General features: G+C 68.1%; 11 protein-coding genes. All 11 read left to right on the forward strand.

Annotation, left to right across the window (positions count from 1 at the left end; genetic code table 11):
* Nucleotides 1–9: 9 nt before the first annotated feature.
* Nucleotides 10–2577 (forward strand): LuxR family transcriptional regulator, encoded by a 2568-nt coding sequence (locus J2T21_RS02425; RefSeq protein WP_307578063.1) that lies wholly within the window; start codon nucleotides 10–12, stop codon nucleotides 2575–2577.
* Nucleotides 2574–5252: a helix-turn-helix transcriptional regulator gene (locus tag J2T21_RS02430; protein ID WP_307578065.1), complete on the forward strand. Its 2679-nt coding sequence runs from the start codon at nucleotides 2574–2576 to the stop codon at nucleotides 5250–5252. Before J2T21_RS02425 ends, J2T21_RS02430 begins: the two co-directional genes overlap by 4 nt.
* A 975-nt stretch (nucleotides 5253–6227) precedes the next feature.
* Nucleotides 6228–7724, forward strand: a complete 1497-nt coding sequence (locus J2T21_RS02435) for a sugar transferase (RefSeq protein ID WP_307578067.1) — start codon at nucleotides 6228–6230, stop codon at nucleotides 7722–7724.
* Nucleotides 7724–8809 carry a Gfo/Idh/MocA family protein gene (locus J2T21_RS02440; RefSeq protein ID WP_307578069.1) on the forward strand — a complete coding sequence of 362 codons (1086 nt, stop codon included), beginning with the start codon at nucleotides 7724–7726 and terminating at the stop codon, nucleotides 8807–8809. Before J2T21_RS02435 ends, J2T21_RS02440 begins: the two co-directional genes overlap by 1 nt.
* 14 nt (nucleotides 8810–8823) lie before the next feature.
* Nucleotides 8824–9885, forward strand: a complete 1062-nt coding sequence (locus J2T21_RS02445) for an NAD-dependent epimerase/dehydratase family protein (protein WP_307578071.1) — start codon at nucleotides 8824–8826, stop codon at nucleotides 9883–9885.
* Complete coding sequence (locus tag J2T21_RS02450; protein WP_307578073.1) at nucleotides 9882–11048, forward strand: DegT/DnrJ/EryC1/StrS family aminotransferase; 1167 nt, start codon at nucleotides 9882–9884, stop codon at nucleotides 11046–11048. The genes J2T21_RS02445 and J2T21_RS02450 overlap by 4 nt, the downstream gene beginning before the upstream one ends.
* Before the next feature lie 3 nt (nucleotides 11049–11051).
* A complete protein-coding gene (locus J2T21_RS02455) occupies nucleotides 11052–11741 on the forward strand; it encodes a NeuD/PglB/VioB family sugar acetyltransferase (protein ID WP_307578075.1) in 690 nt (229 codons plus the stop codon).
* Between the two features lie 2 nt (nucleotides 11742–11743).
* Entirely contained in the window at nucleotides 11744–12940 is a 1197-nt protein-coding gene (locus J2T21_RS02460) for a glycosyl transferase family 1 (protein WP_307578078.1), read from the forward strand.
* The gene (locus J2T21_RS02465) at nucleotides 12937–14052 is read left to right on the forward strand and encodes a DegT/DnrJ/EryC1/StrS family aminotransferase (RefSeq protein WP_307578079.1); all 1116 of its coding nucleotides are present in this window, start codon (nucleotides 12937–12939) and stop codon (nucleotides 14050–14052) included. Before J2T21_RS02460 ends, J2T21_RS02465 begins: the two co-directional genes overlap by 4 nt.
* On the forward strand, nucleotides 14049–15560 hold the full coding sequence (locus tag J2T21_RS02470; protein ID WP_373457874.1) for an oligosaccharide flippase family protein: 1512 nt from the start codon (nucleotides 14049–14051) through the stop codon (nucleotides 15558–15560). Before J2T21_RS02465 ends, J2T21_RS02470 begins: the two co-directional genes overlap by 4 nt.
* Nucleotides 15557–16816 (forward strand): glycosyltransferase, encoded by a 1260-nt coding sequence (locus J2T21_RS02475; protein WP_307578084.1) that lies wholly within the window; start codon nucleotides 15557–15559, stop codon nucleotides 16814–16816. Before J2T21_RS02470 ends, J2T21_RS02475 begins: the two co-directional genes overlap by 4 nt.
* Nucleotide 16817: the final 1 nt, after the last annotated feature.

Here is a 16817-nt window from a genome sequence, read left to right on the forward strand (position 1 = left end):
CAGAGAATCATGAATACAGGTGAGGGCTACGTCTTTCAGGACGGGTCCCGTCTTGGAAGCCTGCTTTTGGGGGAGCCAGGGTCGGAAACAGAACCACGCGAAACGGCAAGTGCCCGCTTGGGGCGGGCGCTTGCCGAGAGCACCTATGCAGGTGTGCTGATCAAGGGCGAGTCAGGCAGCGGCCGACGTGCCTTGGCCGACACCGCCGCACAGAAATACGCACCCGGCCGTTCGCACATCAACGTGGTGGGGACCAGATACGGCAAGGGAATCGATTACGGCGCCATCCTGTTCCTGCTGGCGGAGGCGGAGGTGGAATCGGACGAAAACAGTTCCATTGGGGCCATCATGACCGGATTGACCCGTTACTTCAATCAGCAGCGCAAACCGCCGCTGGTGTTCATCGAGCACCCCGACGAACTTGATCCTCTCACCGGGAACCTGATGTCGCAGCTGGCGCTGCACGGCTCCATCTTCATCGTTGCCATCTGCGACAACCAGCATGGCCTGGGGGCCGACCTGGACGCGTTGATGAGGTCGAGCAAGCTGCTGACCATCGAGGTCGGTCCGCTGAGCCTACCCGAGGCCGGTGCGCACATGGCCCGGATGCTCGGGGGACCGGTGTCCAATTTGGCCGCGGGGACGCTCTGGCATGCCGCTGAGGGAAACCAGTCGTGGCTTGACGCCCTGATCCGCGAGTCCGTGGACACCGGGGTCCTGCGCTGCATGGGTGGAACCTGGGTGTTCACCGGCGAGCGGGTGCCGCTCGGCGGCGCGGTGGGACAGTTGGCAGCGAGCAGGATTGCCCGGCTGAGCGCCGAGGAGCGCCGCGTGATGCACATCCTGGCCCTGCAGCGGCACGTCCCCACGGGCCTGTTGCGGCATTCCTTCCCGGATGCGCTGGACTCCCTGTTTGCGGCCGGATACATCCAGGCATCGCCCACGCAGGCGGGGACGGTTCGGCTTGCCAGCCGGATGCTGCGCTGGAGCATCCGTGAAACCAGTGGCGTGACATATCGGCTGGTGGACACGTATGCGGACGCCGGTGCCGAATCGGAACAGGCCATGCTCCTGGCCGAACCAACCGACGTCACGGGGGCGCGTTGGGTGATGCGCTACGACGCATGCGAACGAGAGGTGCGCCGCTTGGTCCGTGGTGGCCGGCTCGACGAGGCACAGCGCGTTGTGGCAGAAGTCCACCGGAAGCTAAGGGCCGAACCCGGGCCGGCGCGACAGTCTCCGGAATGGGGCGCCATGAATTCGGACATGCTGCTGCTGCGCTCGGCCCTGGCCGGCCGGAGCGGGGACACGGCGGGACAGTCCAGGCTGGCCGGCGAATTGCTCGGCGCCAAGGGCGCCTCGTCGAGGGCCTGCCTTTCCGACAGCCAGAGGTACCTGATCACCGCCCAAATGGCGGAGGCCGAGGCACTGGGCCACGGTCAGGACAAGGCCGTCCGGCTCGTCGGACAGGTGCTTGCCGAGATCCGGGAGAACGGTTCGGGCCGGGGAGGGGAACCGGCTGTTGCCGCTCGGCACGTCCCGGCGCTGGTCCGCTCGCTGCTGGGGGCACTCGTGGCGGCCGGCGCGTGGACGCAGGCACGCGAACTGGCGCAATCGATCCTTTCGGGAAGCTGCCCCCACCCCGAGGCCATCGCCATGGCCGGAACATGGGAGGGTCTGCTGGCACTCCTGGACGCCGACACGCAAACGGCACTTCCCTACCTCGAAACTTCCATGCGGCAACTGGAGGCTACGGGGGACGAGGGGGAACTTCACCTGGTCGGGAGCGCCCTGGCCCTGTGCCGCGCCGAGTCCGGACAAACTGCGGAGGCCGCCGTGTTGCTGCATGACCGCCCCGATAGCAGTAAGAGCCCGGACCGCGGAGCGGGCCCGACGTTGGGAATGCTCTTTCGGAGCCTGGCCGGTGCCTACATTGGCACTCCGCAGGCGACGCTCGAGCGGACCCGGGAACTGGCGGTGCTGGCCGGCGAGGTGGAATCCCCGATGCTGCGCATGCTGGCGTTTGGGCTTGCCGCACAACTGGGGTGCGAAGACGGACCGGCGCTGCTGGCCGCGGCTGCCTCCACGGTGCAGGGGCGCCTGGCGGACGGCACGCGGCTGCTGGCGGACGGGGTGATCCTCGAAGACCCGGCAACCGTGGCCACCGGCCTGCGGATCCTTGTCGAGGCGGGCTACTCGCGCATGGCGATGCCGCAGCACAACACCTTTGCGGCCATGCTCACGATGCCCGATCGGCGGCAACTGGCCCACATCGTCCTCGAGCACCGCAGGGCACGCGCACGGTGGCGCCCCCACCCCGTGGACGGGGTTCCGCGCCACAGCCAGTTCGGGGACGTCGCGGAGCTGGGATTGCTCACTCAGCGCGAGCGCGACATCGCCGCGGCAGTGGTGGAAGGGCTGAGCAACCTGGAGATCGCCAAGCGCAGCGCCGTGTCGATACGCACCGTGGAGGGGCACCTCTATCAGGTGTACGCGAAGCTCCGGGTCAAGGGGAGACGGGAGTTGGTCACCCACATCTCCACCCTGGGACGCGGCGACGCGGAGTCCTCGCGATGAGCCCCGTGTTGGGCGGCCGGGTTGCGGAATTGCGCTGGGTCCGCTCACTGGTGGCTGACGGACGGAACCGCAGCGGCATCATTGTGGCGTCACCCGGGATGGGGAAGACGGCATTGGTCGAGGCCGCGCTGGAGTCCGAACTCGGGCAGCAGGGAACCGCGGTGCGCCGGGTGCTACGGCTCCATGGCAGTCCCGTGCTCTCCGGCATGGCATTTGGCGCCCTGGCTCCGCTGCTTGGCTCGCTGGGCGGAGCCTTGGACGAGGCCCGCGTGCTGGGCGAGCTGATGGTTTCGCTCAGGCCGGGACCGCACGAGCACGGCGGGGCCTTGCCGCTGCTGGTCATCGACGACGCACAGTTCCTCGACCCGGCCAGCAGCTTCGTGATCTCCCAATTGGTCCAATCGGCCACGGTGGGCATCCTGCTGCTGAGCACCGACATCCGCGGCGTCGATGGCGCCCTGGACGCGATTTCCGACGGAGCACAACTCGATCGGTTGGTGCTGAACGGCCTGGACGACACAGCCGTGGCCGAACAATGCCGGCTCGTGCTCGGCGGCGGGGTCAGTTCCGGGGCCGCGTCCATCATCAGGTCCGCGACCACCGGCAACCCGTTGCTGGTCAACGGATTCGCGCTCAGCGCCCGTGCCCAGGGCGTGCTGGTGCAGCGCGCCGGGATCTGGGTGCTCACGCGCGTGCGGCCGGAACCGGACACGGCCCTGCGGGACATGGTCCGCGGATTGCAGCAGCGGATGCCCGCCACGATGCAGCATGCGCTGGAACTGCTGTCCCTGGCCGGAAACCAGGGCCCCGCCACGCTGCACCGCCTGACGGGGGTGGACCCGGCGAGCCTGGGCCAATTCGGGATCACCGAGACGCTGGGGGACCACACCGTGCACATTGCCAGCCCCCTGTATGCCGAGGTGCTGCGTTCCCTGGTTCCGCCGGGGCGAAGCGACCAACTGCGGCAGCTCTGGCTGGCGGACCGCGGCGATGCGGCACCGAGCGAGACCTTCCTCCAGGTCCTGTGGGCCGTGGAATGCGGCGAAAGGATCCGCGAGGAGGTCCTGCTGGACTCGGCCAGGCAGGCCAACAACGCCATGGCCTACGAATCCGCATGGAAGCTGGTCCAGGTCTTGTCCCCGGCCTCGGGGAACGTGGAGGGGACCCTGGAGGAAGCCCGGGCGGTGCTGGGCATGGCCCAGCCGCACACCGCCCACTCGATCCTGGAATCGCTGCTCGAAACGCTCGGCGATCCGGCACAGCTTCCCGCGATCATGGCCCTGCGCGGCATTGCCGCCCGGCAGACCGGCGAACCGACTGCCACGCTGGTCCGGATGCACCGGCGCTGGCAGGCAAAGTCCGCGGAGCTGCTCCGGGGGGTGCCCGAGGGTCCCGGCAAGGACGCGCTCGCCCTGCGCAACGCGACGGAGCTGGAGCTGGAGGAACTCTGGATCGGATACCGCGACCCGATGCTCCGCCCGGGGCTCCTGCACCGCGCCGAAGCCCTGGAACAGAAGCATCGCCTGGATCCGGCCACGGTGCTGGGGGCAAGGACGATCCGCGCCATGGTCCTTGCCGGGGAGGGAATCCTCGGTCAGGCCGCGGTCCTGCTGCGCGAAGCGCTGGAAATGGCCGATGATTCCCCCGCGGCCCACCGGGCACAGCGGATGGAGGGCGCGGTCACGTTGGCCCTGGTGCACATCTACGAGGGCCGCTACGACCTGGCCCGCGGTGTGGTGCAAGGCGAGCGAAACGGTCGTCCCGAGGAGCTCATCCAGACGCACGGCTCGTGGCAGCTGATCCTGGCACTGGCCGGAGCGGTGGAAGGCAACATGGAGGCTGCCCGGAAAATCCTGGCGGAGGCAACCGAGGAGCTGGCCGTGTTCGACCCGTTGCGACTTCGGCCGCTGGCGCTGGGCCTGCGCGTCTTCGTCTCCCGCGAACTCGGGAGGACAGGGGCCGCGGGGCAGGTGGACGGCCTTGACGCTGCGCTGGCCGAGCTGGGACAGGAGCCGCTGCGGGAAGGGGACGCGCGCGATGCGATGGCGCGGGCCTGGCTGACGGATCCGAACGATCCTGCCGCGGCGGAACGCTACGAGCAGCTTGCCGCAACCGTACGCACATGGGGCAACCGCGTTGCCGAGCGGGAAATCGACTACCTGGGCTGGCGCGCGGCACTGGCCGCCGGACGCGGCAACGGTGCGGCGACGGCCAGGCTGGCCGGCTCGGCGGCGGCGGTGGAAGGCGCACGCTCCGCCGCCATGGCCTTGGCACTGGATGCCTACGAGGACGGAGGAGCCGAACGCCTGGAGGAGGTTGCCGTGCAGCTGCATGCGCGCGGCGAATCGGGGATGGCCCTGGAGCTCCTGGCGCACGCGGTGCTGCGCAACGCCGGCACCCGCGGGGAACGCAGCCGCGGCATCGCCGTGAGACGGCTGGGGAACTGGCTGCGCGACCTGGGCGGAAGTCGCTGGGGGGTATTGGCCGAAGCGCTGTCGGGAAGCGAGCTGACGGTGCGCGAACAGGAAATCGTCGACCTCGCGGCCCAGGGGAAAAGCAACCGCGAAATTGCGCGCGAATTGATCGTCTCCCAACGCACGGTCGAGGGGCACCTGTACCGGATCTTTGCCAAGTGCGGGATCACCGATCGGTCACAGCTTTCCGAGCTCCGGTAGGACGCCGGTCACCAGCCGGGCCCACCACCACTGCGCCGAAGCACCCGCGAGTATGCCTGGCAGTAGTTGTCCCTGCACTTGGAGTACTTCCTACGCGTGCTTCCCGGCGGGGTTCTTCATAGCTTGTGAGGAGAACGCCTCCCGTAGCGGGATCGTTCGATTCCGAGCCACTACCCGTGACCCATGCAGCCAGTATTGCGGGGATGCGGGATGCGGCCGGTGAGAGGCACCGCGGGCCACCGTGCCCCCAGCGCATGACCCGGTGCCGCAGTGAGCGGGGACCGGCGGCTATCGAATCACCACCAGGTGGCGATTCATCCCCCAGCAGCCGCCGGTCCCCTTCTTTTTTGTCCATCGGAGGGGGGACGCACGGCGAGGGGGCCCGGGGTTGCCCGATAACACCGGCGGGTCCCGAAGCGCTCGATGCCGTAGCCGAAGCCCAGAAGGAGTCCGCCCCCGCCCGCGGTCTTGTTCCCATGGGCGGCGCGGATCTTCTCCGCCGCCGGATCGTCTCCACCGTGCGAGCCCGCCGCGCGGGACGCCCAGGCAGGCCCACGTTAAGCAGACCCACGCAAGCCACCGCGGCACGAAGCCCGCCGCCGGTCCGGATTCCCCGCGCCGGGCAGCGACGCCACGGAACCAGGCCCGGGGTTCCCTCGAATCCCGTGGATTTCCGGCATTTTTCCTGCAGGAACCTGCGAAGATGCAGGGGCACCGGCGGGTCTGCCGATCCCCAGTACCGCCTCAGTAGCGAAACGCGCAATCGAGTAGGGGACACTGCCAACCGCCATTCCCGCTTCCCAAAGTCGAGTGGCGTATCAGGGTGTGGCAGGACCCAAAGCTGCATAGTCTCGAATTGTGGTCCGGATACGGTCGGTCCACGCAGGTGCCGTTTGGGGGCATCGCCCGCAGGCCTTGGGGGCTGGGCGGGTCAGGGAACGCGCGGAAGCGCACATATTGGGGGAATCTGTTGTGGTGCACCTGAACGAACCGGCCGACAATACCGGTGCCTTCGGAAACCTTTTGGCCGGCTCGGCGCGCACCTTCCGGCCCGCACGGTCGGGGGAAGCCGTTGCCGGCGCGCCGGCGAGGCGCTGGCGCCAGCGGTACACGACGCGGCTGGCCGTCTCCGACTCCGTGGTCGTTTCCGCGGTTTGCGGCGCAGTGGCCCTGACCGCCGCGGAGGGGGAACCCGCACCCCTGGCAACGGGTCTGGTGCTGGCGCTGTTCTGGCTGACCCTGCTGGTCGTCTACCGCACCCGCTCGCCGCAATGCATCGGGGTGGGGGCCCGCGAATACAAGCGGGTCATCGACACCTCCTGCGTCGCCCTGGGATGGGTCGCGGCACTGGCCGTGGTGGGCGGGGCACCCGGCCTGCGGCGCTACCTGCTGGTGGCCTTCCCCCTGGGGGTTGCCGGGCTGCTGGCCGAGCGCTGGCTCTGGCGGCACTGGCTGGTGCGGGCGCAGGCTAGGGGCCATGCCCTGTCCCAGGTGCTCATCGTCGGGGAACCCCACGACATCAACTACGTGGTGAACCAACTGGAGAAGAAGTGCGGACCTGCCTACAAGGTCGTGGGCGTCGTGCTTGACCACGGGGACCACACGCTGCTCGGGCCAACGACGGTACCGACCTATCGCGGCATGGACGCGATGGCGGGGGCCGTGGCGGAATCCGGCGCTGACGCGGTGGTGGTTGCCGGACACCTGGAGGGCGGCCACCGCGCGATCAGGGACCTGGGCTGGAGGCTGGAGGAGTCCGGAACCGAATTCATCCTGGTGTCCTCCCTGACCAACGTCGCCGGACCGCGCATCCGGATGCGCCCCGTCGAGGGGCTGCCCCTGATGCACGTCGAGTTGCCGAACTTCGACGGGGGACACCACCTGGTCAAGCGGGCCATGGACATCGGGCTCTCGGCCTTGGCCCTGGTCGCGCTGCTTCCCGTCTTTGCGGTGCTGGCGCTGCTGATCAAGGCCGACAGCCCGGGACCGGTGTTCTTTGTCCAGGACCGGGTCGGGCGCCATGGCCGGACATTCAGGATGTTCAAGTTCCGTTCCATGGGCGTCGACGCCGAAAGCCGCAAGGACGGGTTGCGCGGCAGCAACGAAGCCGCCGGACCGCTGTTCAAGATGGAAAACGACCCCCGGGTCACCAAGGTCGGCACCTGGATGCGCAAGCACTCGCTGGACGAGCTGCCGCAGTTCCTCAACGTCCTGCTGGGCAACATGTCCATGGTCGGGCCGCGTCCCCCGTTGCCTGACGAGACATCGGTCTACGAGGGAAGCACGTTCAGGCGCCTATACATCAAGCCCGGGGTCACCGGGCTGTGGCAGGTCAACGGGCGAAGCCTGTTGACCTGGGAGGAAAGCGTCAGGCTGGACCTCTACTACGTCGACAACTGGTCCGTCACCGGAGATCTGATGATCATGTGGCGAACCTTCAAGGTCATGATCAATCCGGTGGGAGCATTCTGATGGACAACGGCACAAACCCCCTGAAGGTCGCGGTCATTGGCGCGGGGTACTGGGGGCCGAACCTGGCCCGCAACTTTTCCGCCGCCCTCGACTGGGAACTGGTGGCGATCTGCGACAAGGACACCGCGCGCGCCGCGGCGCTGGCCCGCAAGGTCGGCTTCCCCGCCGTCGTCGGGTCCGTGGACGAATTGCTCACGGGCCACGACGTCGACGCGGTGGCCATTGCCACCCCGGCGCGCACCCACCACGCCATCGCCATGCAGGCGCTGGCGGAGGGAAAGCACGTGCTGGTTGAAAAGCCGCTGGCCGACCGCGGGGACGCCGGCAGGCAAATGGTCGCCCTGGCACAGGAGCGCGGACTGGTCCTGATGGCCGACCACACCTATTGCTACACCCCGGCGGCGATCAAGATCCGGGACCTGGTTTTTGGTGGGGAACTCGGCGAGATCCTCTATATCGACTCGGTCAGGATCAACCTCGGCCTCGTGCAGCCGGATGTCGACGTCTTTTGGGACCTGGCCCCGCACGACCTGTCCATCCTCGACTTCATCCTGCCCGGCGGCCTGCGGCCGCTGGAGGTCTCTGCCCACGGTGCGGACCCGCTCGGGGCCGGCAAGGCCTGCGTCGGGTACCTGACGATGCCGCTGGCGGGCGGGGCGATAGCCAACATCCACGTCAACTGGCTCAGCCCGACCAAGATCCGCAAGATGGTCATCGGCGGCAGCCGCAAGACGCTGATCTGGGACGACCTGAACCCGCAGCAGCGCATCAGCGTGTACGACCGCGGGGTGAACCTCGACTGCCAGGAACTGGTCAGGGGAGATGTCACCGAACGCACCGAGGCGGCCATCTCCTACCGGCTGGGCGACACCTGGTCGCCCTCGCTGGAGGAATTCGAACCGCTCGGGCGGATGGTGGCCCAGTTCCACGCCAGCATCACCACGAAGCTGCCCTCGCCGACCGACGGCAGCGCCGCCCTGCGGGTGCTGGCGGTGCTGGAGGCCGCGAGCCGCAGCCTCGCCGAGGGCGGAAGCAACGCGGCGGTCGACGGGTCGGGAATCGAACTTCAGGAGGTACTGCGGTGAAACGGGGGATGGACATGGAACAGCATCGGAAGGCAACGGCCGGACAAGGCGGAAGGGACCCGGCCAGGGAGCTGGCCGGCAAGGACATCCTGGTCACCGGCGGGGCCGGCACCATCGGCTCGGAGATCGTCGACCAGTTGGTCGCCGCGGGGGCCGGGCACGTCGATGTCCTGGACAACCTGGTGCGCGGGCGGCGCGAGAACATCGAACGAGCCCTGGCCTCTGGCAGGGTCTCCCTCGTGGAGGGCGACGTGAGGGACGTGCGGCTCGTGGGCGAACTGTCCGCGGGCAAGGACATCGTCTTCCACCAGGCCGCCATCAGGATCACCCAGTGCGCCGAGGAGCCGCGCCTGGCCTTCGACGTGCTGGCACAGGGGACCTTCAACGTCCTGGAGGCCGCCGTTGCCGCCCGGGTGCCGAAGATCGTGGCCGCATCCAGCGCCTCGGTGTATGGCACGGCCGAGGAGTTTCCCACGGGCGAACGCCACCACCCGTACAACAACGACACCTTCTACGGCGCGGCCAAGACCTTCAACGAGGGCATGGCGCGCAGCTTCCGCGCGATGTACGGGATCGATTACGTGATGCTGCGCTACTTCAACGTGTACGGGCCGCGCATGGATGTGCACGGGGCCTACACGGAGGTGCTGGTGCGCTGGATGGAACGCATCGCCGACGGGCTTCCCCCGCTGGTTTTCGGGGACGGCAGCCAAAGCATGGACTTCATCTTCACCCGGGACATCGCCCGGGCCAACCTGCTGGCGGCCGCGTCCCCGGTCGCCGAGGGGACCTACAACATCGCCCGCGGGGAGGAAACCACCCTGCTGCAACTGGCCACGTCGCTGCTGCGGGTCATGGAATCGGACCTTGCGGTGGAACACGGCCCGGAGCGCGCGGTCAACGGCGTGGTGCGGCGGCTGGCCGACACCGCCGCGGCCAGCGCCGACCTCGGCTTCACCGCCTCGGTCGGCCTGGAAGAGGGCCTGCGCGAGCTGGTGACATGGTGGCGCCCCCTGCGCGAGGAAGTCGCGGCCGGACGCCTGGCCGGGTCCAAGGCGGGGGCGGGGCTGAAATGAACACCGTCCCGTCGGTCGCCGCACCGGCAACCCTTGAACGCATCAATGTCATGAAGCCGTGGCTGGGCGAGGAGGAAGCCCAAGCCATCGTCGAGGTCGTGGCCTCCGGTTGGGTGGCCCAGGGCCCAAGGACCGCCGCCTTCGAAGCGGCGTTTGCCAAGCACCAGGGGGTCGCACACGCTGTTGCCACCTCAAGTTGCACCACCGCGCTGCACCTGGCCTTGCTCGTGGCGGGGGTCAAGGCCGGAGACGACGTGCTGGTTCCCTCCTTCTCCTTCATCGCCACGGCCAACGCGCCGACCTATGTGGGTGCACACCCGGTCTTCGTCGACGTGGAAGCCGGCACCGGAAACGTCAGTGTTGAAACCCTCGAGCGGGGATTGACCGTGGCGACGAGCGCCGTCATCGTCGTCGACCAGGGCGGCATGCCTGTCGACTTGTCGCCCATCCGCCGCTGGTGCGACAGCCACGGGTTGAAACTCATCGAGGACGCCGCCTGCGCCGCGGGCTCAACCTACCACGGCGAACCGGTGGGTCGCGGCGCGGACGTCAGCGCCTGGTCCTTCCACCCGCGCAAGCTGCTGACCACAGGCGAGGGCGGCATGCTGAGCACGAACAACGCCGCCTGGGCGCAGCGGGCCCGGAAGCTGCGGGAGCATGCCATGGGGGTTTCGGCCGCTGAACGCCACACCGCGCTCGTCGCCCCGGCCGAAAGCTATGCGGAGATCGGCTACAACTTCCGCATGACGGACCTGCAGGCGGCCATGGGGCTGGTGCAGCTGGGCAAGCTGGATGCGATGGTGGCCCGGCGCCGCGAACTCGTGGGCAAATACCGGGTGGCCATGGAGAACATCGATGGCCTGGAACTCGTCGCAGACCCGGATTACGGTACCTCGAACTTCCAGTCCTGCTGGATCCGGGTGGAGCCCGGCTACCCGCTTGACCGCGAGGGAGTGCTGGCACATCTGGCAAAACGCGGGATTTCGGCCCGGCGCGGCATCATGGCCGCGCACCTGCAACCCGCCTACGCCCATATACGGGCCGGCGAGCTGCCGGTCACCGAGGCACTGGCCCGCGACACACTGATCCTGCCGCTGTACCACCAGCTATCCGACACCGACCAGCAGCGCGTCATCGACGCGCTCGCGAACCCCAAGGAGTAGGCCATGGCACGGATCCTCTTGCTGGCCGCCGGTGGACTGGCGCGGGAGACCGCTTCATCCATCGCGGACACGGGCGACCACGAGGTGGTCGGCCTGCTCGATGACTCCCCGGCACTGCACGGCGGCCTGGTGGCCGGGGTCCGGGTGCTCGGTGGCATCGATCTGGCGGCCGGGCGCAGCGAGCTGTTGCTCGTGTGTGCCGGCAACGGCCAGATTCGCCGGGTCATCGTGCACCGGCTGCGGATGCTGGGAGTCGGACCGGAACGATACGCCGGCCACGTGAGCCGCAGCGCCAGCCGGGGCGCCAGGTGCTCGCTAGGCCCCGGCAGTATCGTCCTGCCCGGGTGCGTATTGACCTGCGATGTCACCCTCGGGGCGCACGTGGTGTTGATGCCCCGGGTGGTGCTGACCCACGACAACCACCTGGGCGACTTCGCGACACTGGCCGCAGGCGTCGTCTTGGGCGGGGGAACACGCATCGGGGCCGCCGCCTACCTGGGGATGAACGCCAGCGTGCGGCAGGACCTGGAGGTCGGTGACGGAGCGATCCTTGGCATGGGCGCCGTGCTGCTCCAGGACCAGCCGGCCAACTGCACCTGGGCCGGGAACCCGGCGCACTGGCTGGGCCCGGCACCACACAACTCATCGGATATGCAGCGCCATGCGCTGGCCGGGACCGCAGGGGAGCGATAGCCATGAAGATCCTGGTTTGCCCGCACCAGATGGGCATGGGTGGAAGCCAGCTCAATGCGGTGGAGATGGCGGTGGCGGTCAAGCGCCACGGGCACGAGGCCGTCGTCTACGCCCCCGAGGGGATCCTGACCGACGCCCTGGAGTCCATGGACGTTCCCTGGATACCGGCCCACGACGCGCGCCTGCACGGCGGGCGGTGGGCCACGCGACTGGGCCAGGTGATCCGCAGCGAGGGCGTGGAACTGGTCCACTCCTACGAGTGGCGCCCCTGCCTGCAAGCCGCCTTCGCCGGCGGACTGCGCACCCCCATGCTGATGTCGGTCATGGCCATGGACGTGCCACGTTTCCTGCCCCGGCACCTGCCCCTTGTGGTCGGCATCCCGGCCCTGCAACGGCGGATGATGGCCGAGGGACGGACCGCGTACCTGCTTGAACCTCCGGTGGACATGAAGCGGTATTCGACACGCGACGTGGACGGCGCCAGGAAAAGGTGGGGAATCGACCGGAAGGAGATCGTCATCTCGGCCGTTTCGATGTTGACCACCGACCTGGAGAAGTTGCAGGGAATCCTCTCGGCCATCGCCGTCGTTGACCGGCTAGCCGGCACCACGCCGGTCAGGCTCCTGGTCGCCGGGGACGGGGAAGGCGCCGCGACGGTGAACGAGCGTGCCGAGCAGGTAAACCTGCGCCACGGTCGCACCGTGATCCAGCCGGTGGGCTTCCAGCTCGACCCGGTGCCGGTCTACGAGGCGGCGGACATCGTCCTGGGCATGGGAAGCTCCGCGATTAAGGGCCTGGCCCACGGCAAGGCCCTTATCGTCCAGGGCGAGGGCGGATTCTGGAAGGTGGCCGACGAAACGACCGTCGGCGGGTTCATGGACAAAGGGTGGTTCGGCAGCAACGGCGCCGGTGCACGCGACCTGCTGGCGGGATTGGCCGACCTTGTCGGCGACGAGCGCAAGCGCCACCGGCTGGGCGTCCTGGGGCGCTCGCTGGTGGAAGGGCGCTACGGGCTCTCGCACGCGGCCGCGGAGCTCTCGGGCATCTACGTCGAAACGGCCATGCGTCCGCGGCGCCTCGGTGAAACGACGATGTCCCTGGCCCGCAGCGCGGCGACCAGCGCAAAGTACTTCGCCACGATGCAGCTCGGCGGCGTCGTCGAACGCGAAAAGTGGGCGCGGCAGGGGGCCACGGCATGAGCGCGAACCGCATTCCGCTGGTGGATTTGGGAGCCCAGCAACTTGAGATCGATGAAGAGGTCTCCTTGGGGCTCAAGGAAGTCTTCGCCACGACCTCCTTCATCGGCGGCGCGCCGGTGGGCAGGTTCGAGTCGGCCTACGCCGGCTACCTGGGGGCTCGGCACTGCATCGGGGTGGCCAACGGCACCGATGCCCTGGAACTTGCCCTGCGGGCCTCGGGCGTGCGGCCGGGCGGGGAAGTGATCCTGCCGGCCAACACCTTCATTGCCACCGCAGAGGCGATCTGCCGCATCGGGGCGGTCCCGGTGCCGGTGGACGTTGATCCCGAGCACCTGCTGATCGATCCGGTATGCGTGAAGATGGCCGTCTCGGCGCGGACCGAAGCCATCGTGCCGGTCCATCTCTTCGGCCAAAGCGCCTTCGTGGAGTTGTTGGAGCCGATCGCCGCGCGCTGCGGCGCGAAGATCGTCGAGGATGCGGCCCAAGCGCAGGGCGCAACCAGGCACGGACGCAATGCCGGAACACTTGGTACCGCCGCGGGAACCAGCTTCTATCCGGGCAAGAACCTGGGTGCGGCCGGCGACGCCGGGGCGGTCATCACCAACGACGAAGCCGTGGCGTCGAGGGTGCGGCTCCTTTCGGCGCACGGCAGCGTTCAGAAATACCGCCACGAGGCCATGGGCATGAATTCCCGCATGGACACGATCCAGGCCGTGGTGCTCAACGCCAAGCTCGCCCGGCTTGCCGCCTGGAACGAGCTCCGACGCCGGGCCGCGGCCCGCTACGACGAACTTCTGGCGGGCATTGAGGGCTTGCAGTTGCCCACAGTGGCGGCGGGGAACAACGACGTGTGGCACCTGTACGTGGTGCGCGTCGAGAACCGGGACGCGGTCCTGGCCTCGCTGATCGAGGCGGGCATCGATGCCGGGATCCACTACCCGAGCCCGGTGCATCTGACCGGTGCGCTTGCCCACCTCGGGCTTCGTGCCGGATCATTCCCGGTGGCCGAGGATGCCGCCGGACGGATTCTGTCGATCCCGTTGTTCCCGCACATCACCGAGGATCAGCAGCAGCGGGTCGCCGAGGCACTCGAATCGGCAGTGCGGCCATGAGCGGACGAAGGAGGGGCACTGTGCAGCCGCGGCGGGCAGGGCCGCCCGGAGCCTCGAATGCCCTGGGATGGAGCCTGCTGAACACCATGGCATCGCGCTTTGCGACCCTAGGGATCGGAATCGTGCTGGCCCGGGTGCTGGGACCGAGTGAGTTCGGGACCTTTGCCGTGGCCTTGGTCGTCCTGATGGCCGTGCTGAGCTTCAACGAGCTGGGCGTGAGTCTGGCGATCGTGCGGTGGCCGGGCGACCCCGCCGTGATCGCACCGACCGTGAACTCGATCTCGGTACTGGCCAGCCTCGTGGTCTATGCCGCTGCCTATGCGGCCACACCCGCCCTGGCCAATGCCATGGGCGACCCCGGTGCTGTCGAGGTGGTGAGGTTGCTGCTGCTTAGCGTCCTGGTCAACGGGGCGGTGGCGACACCCGCCGCGCTGCTGCAGCGCAGGTTCCGCGAACGGACGCGTATGGCCATCGACCAGGCGAACGTGTGGATCGGGGCGGCAGTGTCTGTCGTCTTGGCCATCGCCGGCATGGGCGCCATGTCATTGGCCGTCGGGCGGCTGGCCGGAAGCGCGGTTTCGGGAATCATGTTCGTCAGGTCCTCGCCGCTGCCTTACCGGTTCGGCTGGGACAGGAGCGTTGTTCCGGCACTGCTGCGCTTTGGCCTGCCGCTGGCCGGAACCAGCATCATTGTTTTTGCCGTCGGGTACGCCGACCAGCTCATTGCCGGGTCGCTGTTGGGTTCCACGGCCCTGGGCTTTTACGTGCTGGCCTTCAACCTCTCCAGCTGGCCGATGAGCCTGCTCTCGCAGCCACTTCGACGGGTCGCCCCGGCAACCTTTTCCCACCTGCAGGCCGACAAGCAAGCCCTGCGCAGGGCCGTCACCATGATTTTCGGCTTGCTGGCAGCCTGCACCCTGCCGCTGTTCGCCTTCGTCTCGGGGGCCGCGGCGCCGCTGGTACGGTTCATTTACGGGGACGCCTGGTTCCCGGCTGCTGCAATCCTGTCCTTCCTGGTTTTCTCGGCATTGTGCAAACTGCTGTACGAGATGGTCTATGACTATCTGGTGGTGCTGGGGAAGTCGGGGACGGTGTTCCTCGTCCAGGGTGCCAGCCTCGTCGTGATGGTTCCGGCGCTGGTGGCAGGTGCCCGCATCGGTGGCCTGGTCGGCCTGGCCATCGCCCAGGCCGTGGTGTCGTGGGCCGTCATCCTTCCCCTGTACCTGGTGCAGTTGTCCCGCGCCGGGGTGGGTCTCCGGGCGGTGGCGCGCCGCTGTGCGACGCCGGCCGGCGTCGGCCTGCTGGTGGGTGGATCCTCGTACTGGATGTCCACCGAATTCAGCTCCCCGCTGGCAACTCTCGCCGTGGGAGGGGCGCTGGTGGCCATCGCCTCGGCTTCCCTCCTGTACGTCCGCCGCAGGGATATTTTCGAACTCCGGGGAATCGGAAGACCCGCGGAAGAACACGTGTCGCATCCAGAAGCAGCGGGAAATGAGCGTCCACAGTGAAAATACTTGTCTTTGCCCATGATTACGGCGTCGGCGGAAGCCAGCTGAACGCCATCGAGATCGCTGCCACCCTGCGGGACATGGGACAGGAAACCATATTGTTTGGCCGCCCGGGGCCACTGAACAAAAGGGTTGACGAGCTGGGGCTGGAATTCATCGAGGCGCCCGTGCACCGGGGGCGGCCCTCGCCGGGCATTGTCCGGGCCCTGACAAGGACCATCGACCAGCGCGGCATCGATATCCTGCATGGCTACGAATGGCCCCCCGCACTGGAATGCAGCATTGCATCCAGGCTTCGGCCGCGGACCAGGAGCGTGTCGACCGTCATGTCGATGTCGGTGGCACCCTTCCTTCCCATGGCGGTTCCCTTGCTAGTCGGAACGCAGGCCATCGCCCACTACGAAAGGCTGCAAGGCAGGCAGACCGTGGTGGTGCAGGAACCGCCGGTCGACCTCGACTTCAACCGACCGGATGGCCGCGGGGGCCAGACCGAGTTTCGGCGGAGGTGGGGCCTGCGATACGACGCGCCCATTGTCGTGATGGTTTCCCGGCTCGCCCACGAGCTCAAGCGCGAGGGGATCCTGGCCGCGATCCAGGCCCTGGCTCTGGTGCCGGCGGACCGGAAGATCCAACTGGTAATCGTCGGAGGAGGACCGGCCGAGACAGAGATCCGGCTGGCGGCCGAGAAAGCCAACAAGGAACTGTCCGGCCACCGCGTGGTCCTCACCGGGGAAATGGACGACCCGCGTCCGGCTTATGGCACGGCGGACGTAGTCCTGGGCATGGGTGGATCGGCACTGCGCGGGCTCGCCTTCGGCAAGCCCCTGGTGGTGCAGGGCGAAAAGGGGTTCTGGCGATTGCTGACGCCGGGTTCGCTCCCGGACTTCCTGTGGCAAGGGTGGTATGGGATTGGCCAGGATCCCTCCGAGGGGCAGGCCAGGCTGGCGGGAATACTCGATGGCCTGCTGACGGACACCGAACGCGCAACCGAACTGGGGCGTTTTGGCCTGCAAACCGCCCGTGAGCGGTATTCGCTGAAACAGGCCGCCGAGATCCAGCTGGGGGTCTACGAAGCGGCACTGGAGCGGAAGCCGGAGCCCTCGCACCAGCTGGCAATGGACTCGGCCGCCGCCCTGAAATTCCTTCGCTACGAGTCGCGCCGCCGCCTGGCCAGGCTGCGGGGGAGGCAGACCTCGGATGACTTCAACGCCAATCCCGTCGCCATTTCCCGTCCCGAGGTCGTGGCACATGGTTGAG

Source organism: Paeniglutamicibacter psychrophenolicus, from assembly GCF_030812255.1.
GTDB classification, from domain to species: domain Bacteria; phylum Actinomycetota; class Actinomycetes; order Actinomycetales; family Micrococcaceae; genus Paeniglutamicibacter; species Paeniglutamicibacter psychrophenolicus_A.

Bases quoted from the DNA above. Each gene is read 5' to 3' on its own strand.
- J2T21_RS02425 (WP_307578063.1), top strand. From the start codon at position 10: ATGAATACAGGTGAGGGCTACGTCTTTCAGGACGGGTCCCGTCTTGGA.
- J2T21_RS02430 (WP_307578065.1), top strand. From the start codon at position 2,574: ATGAGCCCCGTGTTGGGCGGCCGGGTTGCGGAATTGCGCTGGGTCCGC.
- J2T21_RS02440 (WP_307578069.1), top strand. From the start codon at position 7,724: ATGGACAACGGCACAAACCCCCTGAAGGTCGCGGTCATTGGCGCGGGG.
- J2T21_RS02445 (WP_307578071.1), top strand. From the start codon at position 8,824: ATGGAACAGCATCGGAAGGCAACGGCCGGACAAGGCGGAAGGGACCCG.
- J2T21_RS02450 (WP_307578073.1), top strand. From the start codon at position 9,882: ATGAACACCGTCCCGTCGGTCGCCGCACCGGCAACCCTTGAACGCATC.
- J2T21_RS02455 (WP_307578075.1), top strand. From the start codon at position 11,052: ATGGCACGGATCCTCTTGCTGGCCGCCGGTGGACTGGCGCGGGAGACC.
- J2T21_RS02460 (WP_307578078.1), top strand. From the start codon at position 11,744: ATGAAGATCCTGGTTTGCCCGCACCAGATGGGCATGGGTGGAAGCCAG.
- J2T21_RS02465 (WP_307578079.1), top strand. From the start codon at position 12,937: ATGAGCGCGAACCGCATTCCGCTGGTGGATTTGGGAGCCCAGCAACTT.
- J2T21_RS02470 (WP_373457874.1), top strand. From the start codon at position 14,049: ATGAGCGGACGAAGGAGGGGCACTGTGCAGCCGCGGCGGGCAGGGCCG.